The 18,489-nt window shown below is 38.7% G+C and carries 9 protein-coding genes; 2 read left to right on the top strand and 7 right to left on the bottom strand.

Translation table 11 applies throughout. The features are described from left to right. The first annotated feature begins 496 nt into the window (after positions 1-496). Entirely contained in the window at positions 497-919 is a 423-nt protein-coding gene (locus ACE38V_RS20585) for an NUDIX hydrolase (protein ID WP_375844263.1), read from the top strand. A gap of 46 nt (positions 920-965) precedes the next feature. Here ACE38V_RS20585 and ACE38V_RS20580 read toward each other — a convergent pair whose 3' ends face one another. Continuing rightward, entirely contained in the window at positions 966-2,105 is a 1,140-nt protein-coding gene (locus ACE38V_RS20580; protein WP_375844261.1) for a metallophosphoesterase, read from the bottom strand. A 304-nt stretch (positions 2,106-2,409) separates the two neighbouring features. Here ACE38V_RS20580 and ACE38V_RS20575 point away from each other — a divergent pair, with 304 nt between their 5' ends. Further along, positions 2,410-4,518, top strand: a complete 2,109-nt coding sequence (locus tag ACE38V_RS20575; protein ID WP_375844273.1) for a transglycosylase domain-containing protein — start codon at positions 2,410-2,412, stop codon at positions 4,516-4,518. A gap of 63 nt (positions 4,519-4,581) precedes the next feature. Here the strand turns inward: ACE38V_RS20575 and ACE38V_RS20570 are convergent, their stop codons facing one another. The 6 genes from ACE38V_RS20570 to ACE38V_RS20545 all read right to left on the bottom strand — a co-directional run bounded on the left by ACE38V_RS20570 (position 4,582) and on the right by ACE38V_RS20545 (position 18,271). After that, complete coding sequence (locus tag ACE38V_RS20570) at positions 4,582-5,784, bottom strand: MFS transporter (RefSeq protein ID WP_375844259.1); 1,203 nt, start codon at positions 5,782-5,784, stop codon at positions 4,582-4,584. 678 nt (positions 5,785-6,462) lie between these two features. After that, positions 6,463-7,650 (bottom strand): toxic anion resistance protein, encoded by a 1,188-nt coding sequence (locus ACE38V_RS20565; RefSeq protein WP_375844258.1) that lies wholly within the window; start codon positions 7,648-7,650, stop codon positions 6,463-6,465. Then, the gene (locus tag ACE38V_RS20560; RefSeq protein WP_375844255.1) at positions 7,647-8,297 is read right to left on the bottom strand and encodes a 5-bromo-4-chloroindolyl phosphate hydrolysis family protein; all 651 of its coding nucleotides are present in this window, start codon (positions 8,295-8,297) and stop codon (positions 7,647-7,649) included. Before ACE38V_RS20560 ends, ACE38V_RS20565 begins: the two co-directional genes overlap by 4 nt. Before the next feature lie 491 nt (positions 8,298-8,788). Further along, complete coding sequence (gene ltaS, locus ACE38V_RS20555; protein ID WP_375844254.1) at positions 8,789-10,765, bottom strand: lipoteichoic acid synthase; 1,977 nt, start codon at positions 10,763-10,765, stop codon at positions 8,789-8,791. A gap of 638 nt (positions 10,766-11,403) precedes the next feature. Further along, positions 11,404-14,751 (bottom strand): CDP-glycerol glycerophosphotransferase family protein, encoded by a 3,348-nt coding sequence (locus ACE38V_RS20550; RefSeq protein ID WP_375844252.1) that lies wholly within the window; start codon positions 14,749-14,751, stop codon positions 11,404-11,406. A gap of 184 nt (positions 14,752-14,935) precedes the next feature. Continuing rightward, positions 14,936-18,271 carry a CDP-glycerol glycerophosphotransferase family protein gene (locus tag ACE38V_RS20545; protein ID WP_375844251.1) on the bottom strand — a complete coding sequence of 1,112 codons (3,336 nt, stop codon included), beginning with the start codon at positions 18,269-18,271 and terminating at the stop codon, positions 14,936-14,938. Positions 18,272-18,489: the final 218 nt, after the last annotated feature.

Raw genomic sequence — 18,489 nt, 5'->3', positions numbered from 1 at the left:
AGGTATATTAGTGTTAGACATAAGACAAAGTCTCCTCTCATTAAGGTTCTGGACAAACCGAGAGTACTTTGTCTTCTTTTTTTTGTCTATGATTTTTCTTACACAAACTATTTTACGTCATCAATAAAAGTCTTATTTTCGCGAGTAAATTTTAAAAGTCGCGAATAAAAGTCTTATTTTCGCGAATAAATTGGGATTTCCGCGAGCATTTTTGTTTTTTCAAAAATGGGATGAAAAAGAGGGCGAGATAAAGGTGCTTTTTCACAAGGAATATCTGGCTTTCGCTAATGAATTGATTTTTCATGAACAATACAAATAAATTTGGAAGTCACAAATAAAAGTCCTATTCTCCCGAGTAAATTTTAAAAGTCGCGAATAAACTGCAATTCCAATCACGATAATAAAAAAATCCCAACTTCCTCCTTTTTGAAAAAAGACATTTTCATAAAAGCACCAAAAATAATAAAAGCTAAATTTCAATAGGAAGTGACGATACATGTCAAATGCAAATCAAATAATCGTAGTCGTAAAAGGAGTTATTTTCTATAAGGGAAAAGTATTAATTGTGAAAAGGTCCTTGAATGACAGAGTTGGTGGTGGGACCTGGGAGTGTGTGGGTGGAAAGCTGGACTTTGGTGAGGATTTAGAAGATGCCTTAAAACGAGAAATTCAGGAAGAAGTCGGAATTGATGTTACAGTTGAAAGAGTCTTATTTGCATCTACCTTCCATACCGAGCCCACGAGACAAGTGGTAGTCATTACATATTTATGTCAAACCCAAAACGAGAAAATCGTTCTCTCAGAAGAACACTCTGATTTTCTTTGGGCGACAAAACAACAGTTACGCACTTTACTGCCTTCTAATATTATTAGTGATTTCGAGAAGCATCACCTATTTTCCATTAAAGAATTGATGTAACAGCCTAGAAAGAATGCTTGGAGTCCCAAGCATTTTTTCCTAAAAATTATCGTTGAGTTCTCTTCAGTGTCTCCTCATGAATTCTTTTTACCGCTTTTAAAATAGTGGCACTTGGCTTAACAAGGGGAATACTTTTTCCACCCACTTTTTTAGCGATAGGGCGTGTGGAGGATTGGGAGTGGACGATCCGCCATTTCCCGTTTATTTTTTCGAGCTGAAGGTCAATGATTCCTAAATGACTTCCCCAGCGCCCTGCTTGCACGGCTGGCACACCGTTAATGGTTCCCTTTTTCATATCAATTCCATCAATGGTGAAAGTCCGATTTTCATCAGGAAAAACATGGTGGGTATGCCCGTAAAGAATCGCATCCATGCCTGGTACCTTACTTAAAGGATAAATAGTATTTTCGATATCATTATTGGCGGAAATACCAGCCTCGATCCCGCTATGTGCTAGAACAATAATGATATCCGCGCCTTTTTGTTTCATAATCGGAATATAGTTTTCAGCAGTTTGTGCAATATTTTTCACCTTGATATTTCCAATTAATTTTCCCCTATCCCAGTACATAATCAATGGTGTCACTAAACCAAGTACCCCAATTTTCAGCTTATGCTTTTTCCCTTTCGAATCAACCATCGTCCTTTTCAAAATCACATAAGGATTGTAATAATGAACATCGTCTATTTCGAGATCATTATGGTCATCCACATAAATATTGGCATTCACGTAAGGAAAATTGGCTTCCTCAATGGCATCATTTAAAAATTCAAGTCCATAATTAAATTCATGATTGCCGAAAGTTGCGGCATCATAATGCAATAAATTCATCGCCTTTATGACGGGGTGAACCTCTCCCGGCATCAGTCCTTTTTCATTGGCAACATAGTCCGCGAGCGCATTGCCCTGCAGCAAATCTCCATCATCAAAAAGCAGTGTATTTGGCGCCTCTCTCCGCGCCTGCCTAATTAAGGATGCCGTTCTTACTAGTCCTAACTCCACGGATGGCTTTCCTTCTTTATACAAGTAATCCATTAAATGCGCATGCAAATCCGTTGTTTCCAGAATTCGAACCTGCATTGTTGGTGATAATTCCTCATCAATGGCCATCCCGCTCAAAGAAAAAGCATTCTCCCCGGTCATCATCATGAGTAAAACGGCAAGCACTATCGCAATCCTCTTCATTCCCATCGCCCTTCCAACCTTTTTAAAGCCTTTGCCCTCTGCAAAAAATTTAAAAAGCAACTGGACCTATTGTTTCCATATCATTTGTTGAAAAGAGGAAAAGTATCCAAACAATTCATCAATTTTTTAAAGCAGTTTTTGCTCCTTTCATGTATCAAATCCTCTCGATCGACCGTCTAATTAGAAGAACAGGCCCCTTTTTGGCAAATTTCATTTTTTCTAAAAGTGACAGCTTGGGCAGCAACAGTTAAAATGAAATAATGGATAGGTTGCTTACAAATTGAAGGAAGAAAGGTCTATACAAATGAAAGAACGATTGCGATCTTATTGGGAAGCTTTTAGATTGTTTTGGAAGAGAAAGCATATAACCAAGATCCTTTTACTCATAGGGTTAACATTTATTTTAGTAATGATTGTATTTTTTGCGATTATGGCCAAATCAGCAAATGTGGAATCGCTGAAAAAAGGACTAAATCAAGCAGCTGTTATTTATGATAAAGACGGGGATGTGGCAGGGAAGATATCGACGAACCGGACAGAGGGTATTTCCGTTAAAGACCTTCCGGATCATGTTAAAAATGCGGTTGTGGCAATTGAGGATCACCGTTTTTATCAACATAACGGCTTTGATCTTAGCGGAATTTTCCGCGCTCTCTTCAACAACTTTTTTGCTGGAGAAATTACCGGTGGCGGGAGTACCTTAACGCAACAGCTCACAAAGAACGCTTTACTGTCACCGGAACAAACCTACAAACGGAAAATTGAGGAATTATTTTTAGCCGTTGAAATTGAGAAGCATTATACGAAAGATGAAATTCTCGAAATGTATTTAAATCAGGTTTATTTTGGCAGTGGGGCGTACGGAATTGACCAAGCCTCTAAGAAATATTTCAATAAAAATATTCAGGATGTGTCCATTAGTGAGGCAGCGTTGCTTGCCGGTTTATTGCAAGCGCCATCTGCCTACGACCCAAACAGGCATTATGACCAGGCCATTAAACGGCGAAATGTCGTCCTTGGACAAATGAAACAATATGGCTATATTTCAGAAGAGGAATATCAAAAGGCGATTGATGAAAAAATTACGTTGGAGGATGGCGGTGGAAGCTATATTAAAAGAGACTATCCTTATTACACCGATGCAGTTTTAAATGAAGCGATAACGAAATATGGCTTAACACAGGATGAAATTTTGACCCGTGGCTATCGCATTTACACCGAAATGGATCAAAACCTTCAATCCTCCTTGGAAAATGTATATAAAAATGATTACCTATTCCCAAGCAGTGGAGATTCTACCTTAGTTCAAAGTGGCTCCGTCCTGCTTGACCCGAAAACGGGCGGTGTTCGTGCACTCGTTGGTGGTCGGGGGGATTATGTTTTCCGTGGATTTAATCGGGCTACCCAAATTAAAGCGCAGCCTGGGTCTACGTTGAAGCCGCTCGCGGTCTATACTCCCGCACTTGAGGAAGGCTATAAATATACTTCTATTCTGAAAGATGAAGAAATGGCCTTTGGCAACTATAAACCGGAGAACTTTGATAAGACCTTTTCCGGTGAAGTGCCAATGTATAAAGCCGTCGAAGAATCCTTGAATGTCCCAGCCGTTTGGTTATTAGACAAAATCGGTCTGGATAAAGGAATGGCTTCCTTGCAAAAATTCGGAATTCCTTTAGATAAAGAAGATCATTATTTAGGAATTGCACTGGGTGGCATGCATCAGGGGATTTCTCCTCTACAATTAGCAGAGTCCTACTCCACCTTCCCGAATGAAGGAAAAAAATATGACGGGCATTTGATCAAAAAAATCGTCGGGCCTACAGGAAATATTATTGCGGAACGAAAAGAAAAATCGACGAAAGTAACAAGTAAAGCCGTCTCAAGAGAAATGACATCCATGCTTTTAGATGTCGTACAGAACGGAACAGGGAAAGCCACTAATATATCCGGTGTCCAAATTGCCGGTAAATCGGGATCCACCCAGGTCCCATGGAGCGTTAATGGTACGAAGGATCAGTGGTTTGTCGGCTACACCTCTAATCTCGTTGGGGCCGTTTGGCTGGGCTATGATAAAACGGATCAACAGCATTATTTATCAACAAGCAGCTCACAAACGGTCGTTCCGATTTTCCGCTCCATCATGGAGAAGGCCATAAAGTACGAAAAACCAGGTTCTCTAAATGTCGAAGCTGCCAGCACTCGTTTGAATGAAAAAGAAGAAACCAAGCAGGAGCAGGCGGAAGAAATCGATAAGAAAACCGAACAAGTTAAGAAGACGGCAAAAGAAATCGGTGGTTATATTAAAGAAGAAAGTCCAAAATGGAAGAAGAAAATTGATGAAGGCATCGATGCGACGATTATTCTTGGGAAAAGAATGAAAGAAAAGTGGAATGAAGTTTTTGACGGGAAGTAATTCCATGAAAAAGGATCTGACGAACAGAGTCAGATCCTTTTTTTATCGGTAAATGCTGAAGGATTATGCGGCACCAGCGGCACGGCCTCTCATCAATAAGAAGAGATAAATCAAAATCGCAATCACAACAGAGATGGCGGAAGTTATGTAGATACTGCTATATCCAAGCAAATGTCCAATTTGCCCGAAGAACATCGCACCAACGCCAATTCCTAAGTCGAAAAAGGAGTAAAAGGTAGCAGTTGCCATCCCTTTTCGATTTTGCGGAGATTCCTCTACAGACCAAGCCTGCAATGCCGGTTGAATGGTTCCAAATCCTAAACCATATAGAATCGCAGCGATATACAGAACCCCTGTATTTGGAAGCCAAGCCAGAAGAGTCATCGCGCCCACTATCAAAATAGCTCCAGGAATGAAAGTTGCTGTATGTCCTCTTCGATCATACAATTTTCCAGCAAAGGTTCTGGTAATCAATAACGCCAAAGCATATAAAAAGAAATAAATTTGGATGCCTGAAATTTCTTTTTCAGCTGTATACAAGGGAAGGAACGAAGCAATTCCCCCAAATGTAACCGTAATAAAGAACATCAGCACGGATGGCGGAAGCGCACTTTTTTCGTAAAGATCGAATTTCTTAGTGCTCGTTTTAACCGCATGATGTGGTTCGACCTTTTTATAGCGGATTTTTGAAGAAAGAAGAAAAGCGGTCAATCCAAGTGCCGCACAAATTAAAAACAGCTGGAAAAAGGTTAGCGAACCCGCAAGCGTCAAGCCCAACGATGGACCGAATGCCAAGGCAAGATTTCCTGATAAACCGTAATATCCCATGCCTTCCCCACGTTTACTTGGTGGAATGAAATCTGTCGCAATCGTCCCAGAGGCCGTTGTTGAAAAGCCCCAACCCAGTCCCTGAACAATCCTCATGAGGAATAAAAACAATATGCTTCCTGCAAATGAATAAGCGGAAATCGAAATGACAAACACAAAAAGACCAGTTAAATAAACAAACTTTCTCCCTCTTGTTTCAAGAGCTTGACCCACATAAGGGCGAATCAAAAGAGACGAAAAAGTAAAAATTCCGACAACAAAACCGATTAGTTGGTCATTCCCACCTAAATGCTCCACAAAAAGCGGAATCGTCGGCAAGGTCATTTGAAACCCTAAAAAGACAAAAAAATTCGCCAAACAAATTAAAATAAAATCACGAGTCCAAATTCGATCTGCGCCTTCAAGTTGCGAAGCTTCTTTTCTCAATGGCTCACTCATAGAAGTTCTCCTCTCCAGCTAAACTATGCTAATTTCTATTTTACCCAAATAATCTTTCGAGTGCATAAATTTTTGCTTTACGAAATGTTTTTTTAAGGTGGGATTGGTTGAGGTGGCTGCTCTCGTAGATTTATCCCACTCTTAACGGACAATAAGACTCCCTTCTGAGAAAACGAAGAAGATAAGTGGGAGATCAACTGTCCGTAAAGGTCCGACGAGGGATTAAGGTCCTAGTCAGGTGAAGCCACAGGACGTGGCGTTATGAGCGTGATAAGTGAAATAAGATTTTTCTTTGGGATTCAGCCATTAGAAAAATCAATCAGGCTCTGCGTGACTAACCATCAGTGGGGGATGAATGGCAGACTAAAAGCGCGACGTCAATCACAACGTCTGCACGCTTCATGTCCTGTGCGTCGAACCCCCCCACTGATGGAAGTTTCACTTTATAAGAGGCTTTAAAATTTCGGATAGAGATCCTCTTTAAATATAGAAAAATAGAATCTCTGTTTTTAATTTCGTGATCGCTTTTCCTGTTTTTCACACACTCCGGCACGTTTTCATGCAATTTCTATATCCTCAATACAAAAAAGGGGCAAGCATATAAATACTGATATTATTAAAAAAGGGGAGTCTGTCCTAGGAACAGCTCCCTTCAGTCTACCTCAGGATTACCACTTTTTAAGAATTTTGTGGGCCCTTTAGGTTCAGCAGTTTTTCACGTAATTCATTTTCCATAGAGATTAGTTCATTCTCAGCCTGACGGCGTTTAGTTCGGCCTTCTTCTTGAATTCTTAACGTTTCTTCCAGCGTCGAAATTAAGTTTGCTTGTGTTTTCTTTAAGGTTTCAATATCAACCAGTCCGCGCTCATTTTCTTTTGCTGTTTCAATCGTATTTGTTTTCAGCATTTCAGCATTTTTTAATAAAAGTTCATTCGTTGTTTTCGAAACTTGCTTTTGTGCTTCCACCGCGTGTCGTTGTCTGATGAGTGTTAAGGCAATCGCAACTTGATTTTTCCAGAGTGGGATGGCTGTCATGATCGATGACTGAATTTTTTCCACAAGCGCCTGATTTGTATTTTGAATCAAGCGAATTTGTGGTGCACTTTGAATCGTGATTTGACGGCTTAGCTTCAAGTCGTGCAAGCGTTTATCGAGTCTATCCGCAAACTGCATCATATCATTGACCTCTTGAAAGGCCATTTGGTCCTGGGATGCCTCCGCCTTCCTTTTTAGCTCAGGAATGGTTTTTTCATGCATCTCATCCAGCTTCAATTCACCTGCTGCAATAAATATATTTAGAGCGTGAAAATAATCCTTATTATTTTCATACAGCTTATCAAGTAGCTGTATATCGCTCATAAGTCCATTTTTGCTGCGATCCAGTTTCACTGTAATGCGATCAATTTGCGCTCCAGTTTTTTGATATTTGGATAAAATCTCTTGAATGGACCCGGATATTTTGCCAAACATCTTAGAGAAAAGTCCCTTCTTCTCCTGGGTTAATTCATCTGGATTGATATCACTGAGCTTTCTCATCAAATCGCCAATAATTTCGCCAATTTCCCCAATATCCTTTTGCTGGACATGCTCGAGCATGGAGTGGGAAAAAGTAAGAAGCTTGGCCTGAGCCTGCGTCCCATAAGAGATGACCGCTTGATGATTGGTCGGGTCAATCTGCTTCGATAATTGCATTGCCTTTTGTTTATTTTCCTCTGGCAAAATATCAATCAATCTTGGTGGTTTATCTTGAACCATTTGAGGAGCGGGCTTGGCAAATAGCTCTGTTTCATCTCCAAACGGATTTGCTAATAGATCATCAAAGGAAACGGTGCTTTCTTTTAATATGGGTTGTTTCTCCTCGCTCATTTTATCCTCCTGCTTTCATCTTCCCTGTCATTGAAGGTCTTAATGGATTTTTTTGCTACATCTAATTCAAAATTCAACTCATCAATATCATTCGATAAAACCTCGTACAAATCCTTCTCTAATGTATCTGTTAACTCTTCGATCGTTAATCTTGTGTCACGTAATGAATTCTCTAATTCCATATTCTTCTTAGGTTGAGAAACTAAAAAAGCATATTTCTCAGACAATTCCACAATGGAATCTAAATGAGAGAAGTAAAATTTCTCCGCCTTGTAAAAGCGTCTTGGTTCTTTTTTCGTAATGCTGTAGATCTTGCGCGAAATTCGAACAATATCAATCGTTTGCTTAAATGAGGCAACACTGCGCACGGAAAAAAGTGCTTTATTCAAACGATTGATTTTTCTTTTTGCTTCTTCTAGATTGGTTTCAATATATCCAAATTCCTTACGTGTCAGCCCATTTCTTTTAATAAAGCGCGTCTTGGAAATCGCCTTGATCATATAAAAGACGATTGCTCCAGCAACAATTGCAAACACGGTTGATAGGAAAAACGTTTGCTCAAGGGCAAAATAACTAACAAGCCATACCACGATCGTCGTGGGAATAGCGAAAAATGTCCGAATGAGAAAAGATAAAAACGGGTTCATAACCATCGACTCCTGCCTTCTTTCGATATTATTAATACGATAATTTAAGAAAAAAGTTTCAACCTTTGAACTCATTTCTCGAAATAATAGGTGGGAAAGAATCTGCCGAATTTACCCAATTTGCCCCTATTATTATTCTATACAATTTATCCTCCACTTACAATAATACTTATTTTGCAAAAGTAAAATAGACCTTGTGTGTAAAAATTTCTAGGGCTTGAGGCTGAGATCGTGCGTGTGGTGCGGAAAGCTAGGGGATTATTAGGATTAGCTTGGATGGATGGTTAAAATTTGGATTTGGATAGGATTTTCTTCGTGTTTGATAAACAACCTTGCCATGGTAGCTTTACCTTCTAATGATCGTCATTCCCCTCAATAACCGCCTTTCTTAAAAAAACATCTACCTCCCACAAATTCCAGCCAACATCCCCAATAAAACAAAAAAAGCCGATAAGACCCTCAGGCCTCATCAGCTTTATTTTTGAAAAGAATTACTGTTCTCCACCATCAGAATCTGAGCTATCATCATCAGAGTTGACTGGATTTGGGTTGGTGTAATTGTATTTCGTTGGGTCCACCTTTGTAAATCCAGCCGGATTATAGAAACGTAAGAGATCTTGGCTGACAACCTTGTCAGAGAGTTCTAGTTTCTTTTGAACTAAGTCTTCGGCTTGTTTGATGCTATCATTTTCCTTGACTAGTTCGCCTGTTTTATTATCATAATATTTATTGCCAATCGCTGTAATTTCGTTTGTTACGAAGTTGCCATCACGGAATGGAACAACTTGGCTATGTTGTTTTGATAATAAATCAGAACCGAATTGGATATATTCCTTAGAGTCGATTCCTAATAAATGCAATACCGTTGGAAGAAGGTCAATTTGGCCACCGTATTGGTCCATCTCTTTTCCTTGAATTCCAGGGACATGGATAAATAATGGTACACGTTGTAATTGAGCACTTTCGAAGTCATTGACTTCTTTTCCAAGTACTTGAGACATTGCTTTATTATGGTTATTAGAGATGCCATAGTGGTCTCCATATAAGATAACCATTGTGTTATCATATAAACCAGCTTCCTTCAAATAGCCAAAGAATTGCTCAATGGCCTCGTCAAGATAACGAGCGGTTTGGAAGTAGTTATCCACTGATTTATCGCCGGTCGTTTGAGGCTCAATTGTTGCCTCCTCTTTATCTAGAGGATATGGAAAATGGTTTGTTAATGTAATAAATTTCGTATAGAATGGTTGTTTTACCGTTTTTAAATAAGGCATTGCTTCTTTAAAGAATGGTTTATCCTTTAAGCCATAGCCTTCCACATTTTCCTGACTCATATTGAAATAGGTTGAGTCAAAGAACTTATCAAATCCAAAAGATTTATAGATTTCATCACGGTTCCAGAAGGATTTCGTATTACCATGGAACACGGCTGAAGTATATCCCTTTTGACCCAAAATAGCTGGTGCTGCTTGGAATGTGTTATGACTCTTTGTTGAGAAAGCTGAGCCTTGAGACAAGCCAAATAATGAGTTTTCTAACATAAACTCAGCATCTGCCGTTTTTCCTTGTCCAGTTTCATGGAAAAAGTTATCAAAATATAATGTGTTTGAATCATGTGTTAATGAGTTTAAGAATGGAGTGACTTCTTTTCCATTCAATTTATAATTGATCATAAAGTTTTGAAATGACTCCAGGTGCAGATAAATCACGTTCATCCCTTTTGCCTTGCCGAAATATTCCGGATTTGGCTTTGCGTACATCGCTTTAGTAAAGTTTTGTACGTCCACGATATCTGAACTATCCGCTAAAGCACGCTGTGCAGAAGCTTTTGAGCTTTGGTATGCATCATAAAGCGTGTAGTTGTACATTCCTAAATATTTCACAATATAGTTACGGTCAAATGTTCTAGTTAATAATTGCGGACGGTCAACTTCAGCTAAGCCTAGGTTTGCAAAGAAAACACCAAGTGCCACAAGAAAGACAGTCGCTGTTTTGAACCGACCTGGTTTGGATTCATCAACACGAACCTTTTTCGCGAATACAAGAACTAGTAAAAAGGCAATATCGATAAAATAAAGAATATCGTAAGGTTTTAATAGCGCGAAAACACTTTGACCTAAATCCCCAAAGTTTTTCGTTTGGGTAAGAGTCGGTAATGTGATAAAATCAGCGAAAAACCGATAATAGACGATATTTGAATATAATAAAAATGACATTAAAGCGTCAATAATAAGAATCCACTTAATCGATTTTTTCCCTTTGGCTAGTAGTGCAATTCCAAGGAAAAACAAAGAAGAACTTATCGGATTGATAAACAATAAGAATCTTTGCATTGAGTTATCAATACCTAAATTAAACTCGGCTAGATAAGCTACATACGTTTTTATCCAAAGGAGTACAGCTGCTAAAAGGAAAAAAACAAGAGGCTTGCGAATAACAAATTGTTTATTTGCAAAGAAATTACGCATCTGATCCACCTTCCTTAGTACCTACAATCTAATAAAATATCATTCATTTTTTGTTTACAGTGTGCATCTTGATAAAATCAATTCTTGTGTCACGACATTTCATTATAACAAACACATATATGAATGGCAAGAAATTTTATTAAGACTGGTTCAAAATCATCATCTAAAACATATCCATTATCATAACTGAAGAGATGAAATATGTCACGCAAAAACATAAAAATTCCAAAAAATAGTAACATATTCACATTCAGATGCTGCTACTTTCGAGTGTTTACCCATTATTGAGACCTGTTGCTAGCTCACTTTTTCTGACAAAGTTGGGTTGTGCAATTGGATATGCTCCTTCTTATTTAATCAAATACGCCTCCTACAAGATGAAATCTATCTTTCTGCAAACCTTGCTTCTCCACATATTATTCTAGTATATCTAGTGCAAAAAGGTAAATAGAAACCACTGGAAAAATAAGAAAAGAATGTGTCTTCTAGATATTATCATATATTTTAATAAAGGATCCTACAACTTGCAAATAGAGCTAGTACCTTTATATCGTATTAGTACTTATGGCTTTTATGCTATCGAAATTTCGACATCGATAGACATCCTTTCTTTCACCCAATAAAAAAAGGCACCTTCTCTAAGAATGGTGCCTTTCCCCTAACACGGCATCTACAACTCGCTCTGTGGCATGACCATCTTCAAGACTGCAAAACTGATGGTAAAATTGATCGTATTTTTCCTTATACTCTTCCTGCACTTTTTCGATTGATTTCATCGCTGTGATCAGCTCATCAGTCGTCTTGAGCAATGGTCCCGGAGCCTTGTTTTCCAAATCAAAGTAGAAGCCTCTTAACTCGTCACGGTAAAATTCCAAATCATACGTAAAGAAGAGAATCGGTCTTTTAGTATTGGCAAAGTCAAACATGACGGATGAATAATCGGTAATCAGAATATCAGTGATGAGATAAAGCTCTTGGATATCTGGATAATTCGATACATTCAGCACAAAGTCACGTAATTCTGCTGGAATTTTGATTTTATTTTTGATTACAACATGCATTCTGAGGAGGAGAACATATTCATCTCCCAACGCCTGTTTCATTTTCTCCAAGTCTAATTGAATGTCAAAAGAAAACTTGTTGGCACCGCCTTTTGTTTGATTATCTCTGAAGGTCGGTGCATATAGAATAACCTTCTTATCCGCTTGGATTTTGAGGACAGATTTAGTTTTATTCGCTACCCGTTCCTTATCCTTATGATAGAACAGGTCATTACGTGGATAGCCTACTTCAAGAATATTCCCCTCATAATGAAAGGCGCTTTTAAAGGCTTCGGTTGCATAAGGGCTTGGAGAAACCAAGTAATCCCAAGTTTTTGTCGCGCCATACACGCGTTCTACATAATCGTCTGTCCGACCTTGAACATTCTCAATATCAAAAAGCATCTTCTTTAACGGTGTTCCATGCCAGGTCTGCAAATAAGTGGTTTCGGGACGTTTCTTCATATAGGTTGGGAAGTTTTGATTGTTTACCCAGTACCTCGCTTTTGCCAAGTAATAATAATATTTCGGACTCAAACGCTTCACAATAATTGTCTTACGATCCTTAAAGCGAATCTTTTTATTATAGACCCATACCTTTTTGTACGGCAGCTTCCGTTTGACAATTTCCTCATAGATATAACGCGGGCTATCGGAGTACTGCTTCCCTACCCCGCTCTCAAATACCATTAGCTGCTCATCTACCAGTAAAACTCTGCGTGCAATATTGTAGAGGGCTTTCATAACAGGGTAATAGAATCTGCCCTTTCGGAAGCGACGATAGATGGCTTTCGCATAGCGATTTCGTGCAACGCGCTTTATCAATGGCTGCCGAATATGAGGAATATGAAGGGCCGCCTCGTAAATTCGCTTGCTGGCATTCTGATCGCGATATTTCAAGAACTTTGAGGCGCGTTTCATATACTCTGGCTTCATAGTAAAATCATGCTGCGCATAGCTTTCGACTAATTTTAAAATATCAGCGATTTCGTAAACAATTTCTCCTGGTAAATCGAGATCTAAATCAAGATGGGATTGCTTCTTTCCGATAAATCGTTCGCGATCAAATTGATAATAAACAACCGGCTTGTGCAAAAAGCTAAAATCAAAGGCAACACTTGAATAGTCCGTAATCATCATCGCAGATTCCTTTAACAAATATTGGACATCGATTTCACCCTGATTGACAATCCGTACAGGGGCATCCTTAAAGAAGGAGGTAAACATTTGCATGTTGGGATGCAGGCAAAGCACGATCTCAAATTGAAGATTTTTGGACAACTCATGAAGATACGGATGATGAACTAGTTCGCGATAGCGTGCAAAGTACTCGCTTTCTAAAAACTTTTCATCATTCACAATCCATTCCCGCCATGTCGGGATCACGAGTAATTGCCGTTTGACCAACACATCACCGGCAAGTAAGCTATCAAAGCGAGACAAACCAGTAACCTTCACCTGCCTAGTATCATAGCCAAAATCTCGACGAATGATTTCTTTTTCATAATCAGAGCTCACAATGAATAAGTCCGTATGGAAGCTTGGAGAATGAACCCCATAGAAGTGGACGGTATTTTTCGTGCCAATAACCCCATGCTGAAGAAAAATCTTCTTCGCTTTGATCTTCTTTTTAATCGCAGCGACCCGCATCGGATAAAGGTAATCCGAATGATGGGAACCGAAAATTCTCGTCGCGATCAGCGTGTACTTAATATGCTTCTTTGTCCCGAAATAAAGAAGATTTCCTAAAGGCTCGACGCTTTTAACTTCTGGTGAATTTTTTTCGATGATGTAATAGACATTTCTCTCAGGATGATGCGTTCTCATATATTTAAAAAAATGATAACCGGTATCTTGCGCCTTATAGGGACGCTCTCCCACTAACCAAATATCATTTCTTTTGTAAAAAATCCGAAGCAGCCACGCCCATTTCATCATTTTCTTTAAATACCAGAAGGTCTCTCTATCAAATTCATCGATTTGCAGGGAGAGGTTAAAGTGCTTAATGGTGAAATAGGGCGTTGCCGTAAAAATACTTTTTCCCGCTCCAATCTGTGCCGGTTTGGAGTATCGCTTGGCATGATAGCTTGGTTTTCCAAGACGAATTATGACCGCTTCCGGCTGATTATTTAATTCAAAGTTTAGGTACAAATCATAGATATCCTCATTCAATGGCTTTCCATCAGCAATGGTTTTAAGTTGCAGCTCCCCATGATAAAGAAAATAATGATGACCACATTTTTCCTCTGACTTCTCCCGCTCAAAGTCTACTCTTACTGGAACACGATACTTCAAGCCAGACTCTCGTCCAATTAAGATGAATTCAGCCCGATTGATTTTCGATGCCTCCGATAGGATTTCTCCTTTCATATAGAAATGATCATTCACAGACTTGATCTCATAAATTTTTGCCTTAGGCTTAATATTTATCGGCACATCGAGTGCTAAAGTGATAAATCCTTTGCGATTAATATAGACATAACCCTTTTGTTCTTGAAAAATAAACGGGTCATAAGCTTCGAATTTCGTATGTGCGAATTTCCCCAGGCGTATCAAATATTCGATATCTACTCCGCCATCTTCACGCTGTATTTCCTTGGCGGTTGAGTTATTCTTAAGATTCTCTCGCTTATTCTCACTTAAATCCTCTTCAGCAACCCGAATCAATACATAAAAACCATATCTTCCTTGCACAAGCTTGGTCTCATGTTTATGTAAATCAACATCAAAGGTAAATTCGGAAGATGGAGGAATTTCAGCAAGCCTGATCATTGGCTGGTTAAGACTTTGTGCCATCCATAATTCCTTTGCCTTATATGCACCATTCAGTTCTCCTGAGACGGAAAGAGTATTATTACTTTTTGTGATGATTAAGCTTTTTTTCAATTTATTCACTTTTTTTCTAGGTCGAAATAGACGAATAACCTTTTGGATGAATGTCCGCACGATTGCTCCCACCTTTAGCATTATTTTTCCCGATGAAGACTAAGGTCCCCATTCGGGAACTGAGGGGGTATAATCCTTTATTTATTAAGGAAAAATTGTCTTACTCACTATTATTGACTTTTTTTAGCCAGTCATTCAGGGAGAGCAAAAGGAAAGAGGCGAGTGCTAAGCACTCGCCTCTTCGTTAGGAACAAAAGACTTTATCAACCACACGAATGGTTGCCTGACCGTCCTCTAATATACAAAATTGCTGATAAAATTTTTCATATTTTTCGCGATATTCCTCTTGGACCTGATCAATTGTTTGTAATGCTTGAATAATCTCTTCCGTTGTTTTGAGCAATGGTCCCGGGGCTTCCTTTTCAAGGTCAAAATAGAAGCCTCTTAACTCATCACGATAAAACTCTAAATCATACGTAAAGAAAAGAATCGGTTTCTTCGAATTTGCAAAATCAAACATAACTGATGAATAGTCTGTCATCAAGACATCCGCAATCAAGTATAGCTCTTGAATATCTGGATAATTGGACACATCCCGTACAAAATCCTTATAATCCTCTGGAATTTTGATCCGATTCTTAATTACGACATGCATACGAAGGAGAAGAACGTACTCATCGCCTAATTCCTGCTTCATTTTTTCTAAATCAAATTGAAGGTCAAAGGAAAACTTATTGTTCCCTCCACTCGTCTGATTATCACGAAATGTTGGTGCGTAGAGAACCACTTTCTTATCATTAGGAATTCTTAAGTTTTTCCGTATTTTTTGGGCAACACGGAAGTGATCCTTACGATAAAATAAATCATTGCGCGGATAACCTAGCTCTAGGATATTGCCTTCATAATGGAAAGCACTCTTAAAGGCTTTGGTCGCATAAGGACTTGGAGAGACTAGGTAATCCCAAGTCCTCGATGCCTTGTAGACCCGTTCCACATAATCATCTGTTCGCCCTTGAACATTTTCGATATCAAATAGCATTTTTTTCAGTGGAGTTCCATGCCAGGTTTGCAAATAGGTCGTTCCCGGACGCTTGATGATATATGTTGGGAAGTTTTGATTATTCACCCAGTACTTTGCTTTTGCTAAATAATAATAATATTTGGGACTAAGACGTTTGACCATGAACGTATTTTTATCCTTAAATCGCATCCGGCCATTGTAGACCCAAACCTTTTTATATGGAAGCTTCCGTTTCACAATCTCTTCATAAATAAAACGCGGACTGTCGGAATATTGCTTCCCTAAGCCACTTTCGAACACAATCAGATTCTCATCCACCGGCAGCACTTTTTTTGCGATTTTATATAGAAGCTTCATCACTGGGAAATAAAATTTACTTTTACGGAACCGCTTATAGAATTTTTTTACAATATTACTTTGCGATAATACTTGCTTTGGTGACCTTCTGATCCGATGAATTCTTAAAGATGCCTGATAAATTCGTTCACAGGCTTTCAAATCACGATATTTAATAAATTTAGATGCGCGTTTTTTAAATTCCGCCTTCATCGCAAAATCATTTTTAGCATAGCCTTCAACAAGGACCAAAATCTCATCCAATTGATACACAATTTCTCCTGGTAAATCCTGATCTAAATCCAGATGGGACGGCTTCTTCCCGATAAAACGCTCGCGATCAAACTGATAATAGAGAACCGGCTTATCCATAAAACTAAAATCAAAGGCCACACTGGAGTAATCCGTAATCATCATGGCACTTTCTTTGAGTAAATATTGAACATTAATTTCACCCTGATTGACAATACGAACAGGTGCCTCCTTAAAGAATGGTGTAAACACTTGCATGTTCGGGTGAAGGCAAAGGACAATTTCAAAACCATACTTTTCTTTTAGTTCCTGTAAATACGGATGAAATACAAGCTCACGATAACGGGCATAGTACTCACTTTCTAAAAATTTTTCATCACTCACAATCCATTCACGCCACGTTGGAATGATAAGCAATTGTCTTTTCGTTTCCACATCACCAGCAAGCAAGCTGTCAAAACGCGACAAACCTGTGACCTTCACTTGTTTCGTGTTATAGCCAAAGTCCCGTAAGATAATTTGCTTTTCATAGTCGGAGCTCACGATGAATAAATCGGTATGAAAGCTTGGAGAATTTATTCCATAGAAATGCTCGGTATTCTTTGTTCCCATAACTCCATGCTGTAAAAAGACCTTCTTTGCTTTGACCTTTTTCTTTAAATTGTCAATTCGCATCGGATACAAATAATCGGCATGATGGGAGCCAAAGATCCTGCGCGCCATGAGCGTATATTTAATATGTTTTTTTGTGCCGAAGTAGAGAATATTCCCAAAGGGTTCGACATTTTTCAGTTCAGGAGAACCCTTTTCGATAATGTAATACACATTTTTTTCCGGATGGCTCGTTCTCATATACTTAAAAAAGTGAAAGCCTGTATCCTGTGCCTTATATGGTCGTTCGCCGACTAACCAAATATTGCGGGCTCTATAGAATGGTCGGATCGCCCAAGCCCATTTCATCATCTTTTTTAAATATAGGAAGGCTTCCTTTTCAAAGCGATCAATTTGCAGAGATAGATTGAAATATTTAATCGTATAATACGGAGTCGCTGTATAAAGGCTATCTCCTGCTTCAATTTGTGCCGGCTTGGAATATTTTTTCGCATGTGGACTTGGAGATCCTAAACGTATTGTCATGGTCTCTGGTTGATTATTCTGCTGAAAATCCAAGTAAAAATCATAAATATCTTCATTTAATGGATCTCCATCTGCAATCGTTCTCAAATTAAGGGCTGCAGCAAAATGATAATAGGAATAGCCGTAGGTCTTCTTGGCTTTTTCCTGATTAAGATGGAAAGTGATTGGAGCTCGATATTTCTCCCCTGATTCCCGACCTGTTAATACAATCTCAGCGGAACGGATTCTTGAGCTTTTTGCGAGGATTTCTCCATTCACATAAAATTGATCCTGACTGGACTTAATTCGGTGAATTTTTGCTTTTGGCTTAATATTGATGGGCAAATCCACTACTAAGGAGATAAATCCCTTCGTATTGATATACGCATAGGCCTTATGCTGAGCAAAGATCCATGGCTCATACGCTTCAAATTGAGTATTCTTAAATTTTCCCAAGCGAATAAAATATTCAATCGCAGACCGGCCATCTGCTCGAGTAACTTCTTTGGCAGTAGCGTTCGTTTTTAGCTTTTCATACCGTTCCGGTGCTGTCGTTTCTTGTAAAACCTGAACCTTTAAATAAAAAACATAACGATTTTGCGATATTTTTTCATCAAAGGTCTGCAAATCGACCTCAAATTTGAACCGCGAGGAAGGGTGAATTTCAGAAAGCTTAAATCCGGGCTCCTTCAAGCTCGTAGAAAGCCACAATTCCTTTGCTTTATAGGTACGGTCGAGCTCTCCACTTATGTCGAGGAGATTATTATTTTTCTTCATAAATAATGTTTTTTTATATGTATTGGCTTTGGTTGGTCTAAATAGCTTTATTGTTTTCCTAACCAGCTTATCAATCATCTATTTTCCCACCTTTTTGTGTATATTTCTCCTTTAGCAATTAAATTAGGGTGAATCTGGAAATTCCCTAGGAGATTCGTAGTTTTTCCAAAAAAAAAATTCTTCGATAGCTTTTTGGTTAAACTATGAATCTATTTTTTTCTAATAAACAATTTCAGGGTGATGCCCATGCGTCTCAGTTTTTAACAGTGCCTTAATCCTTCGTGGCTCTAAAAGTT

Origin of the sequence: Cytobacillus sp. Hz8, from assembly GCF_042263505.1 — a bacterium.
GTDB lineage: Bacteria > Bacillota > Bacilli > Bacillales > Cytobacillaceae > Bacillus_BE.
The sequence above is the reverse complement of the archived record's forward strand: the minus strand, read 5'-3'. Positions and strand labels throughout refer to the sequence as shown.

Coding starts and splice junctions, on each gene's coding strand:
- ACE38V_RS20585 (WP_375844263.1), top strand. CDS start 497: ATGTCAAATGCAAATCAAATAATCGTAGTCGTAAAAGGAGTTATTTTC.
- ACE38V_RS20580 (WP_375844261.1), bottom strand. CDS start 2,105: ATGAAGAGGATTGCGATAGTGCTTGCCGTTTTACTCATGATGATGACC.
- ACE38V_RS20575 (WP_375844273.1), top strand. CDS start 2,410: ATGAAAGAACGATTGCGATCTTATTGGGAAGCTTTTAGATTGTTTTGG.
- ACE38V_RS20570 (WP_375844259.1), bottom strand. CDS start 5,784: ATGAGTGAGCCATTGAGAAAAGAAGCTTCGCAACTTGAAGGCGCAGAT.
- ACE38V_RS20565 (WP_375844258.1), bottom strand. CDS start 7,650: ATGAGCGAGGAGAAACAACCCATATTAAAAGAAAGCACCGTTTCCTTT.
- ACE38V_RS20560 (WP_375844255.1), bottom strand. CDS start 8,297: ATGAACCCGTTTTTATCTTTTCTCATTCGGACATTTTTCGCTATTCCC.
- ltaS (WP_375844254.1), bottom strand. CDS start 10,765: ATGCGTAATTTCTTTGCAAATAAACAATTTGTTATTCGCAAGCCTCTT.
- ACE38V_RS20545 (WP_375844251.1), bottom strand. CDS start 18,271: ATGATTGATAAGCTGGTTAGGAAAACAATAAAGCTATTTAGACCAACC.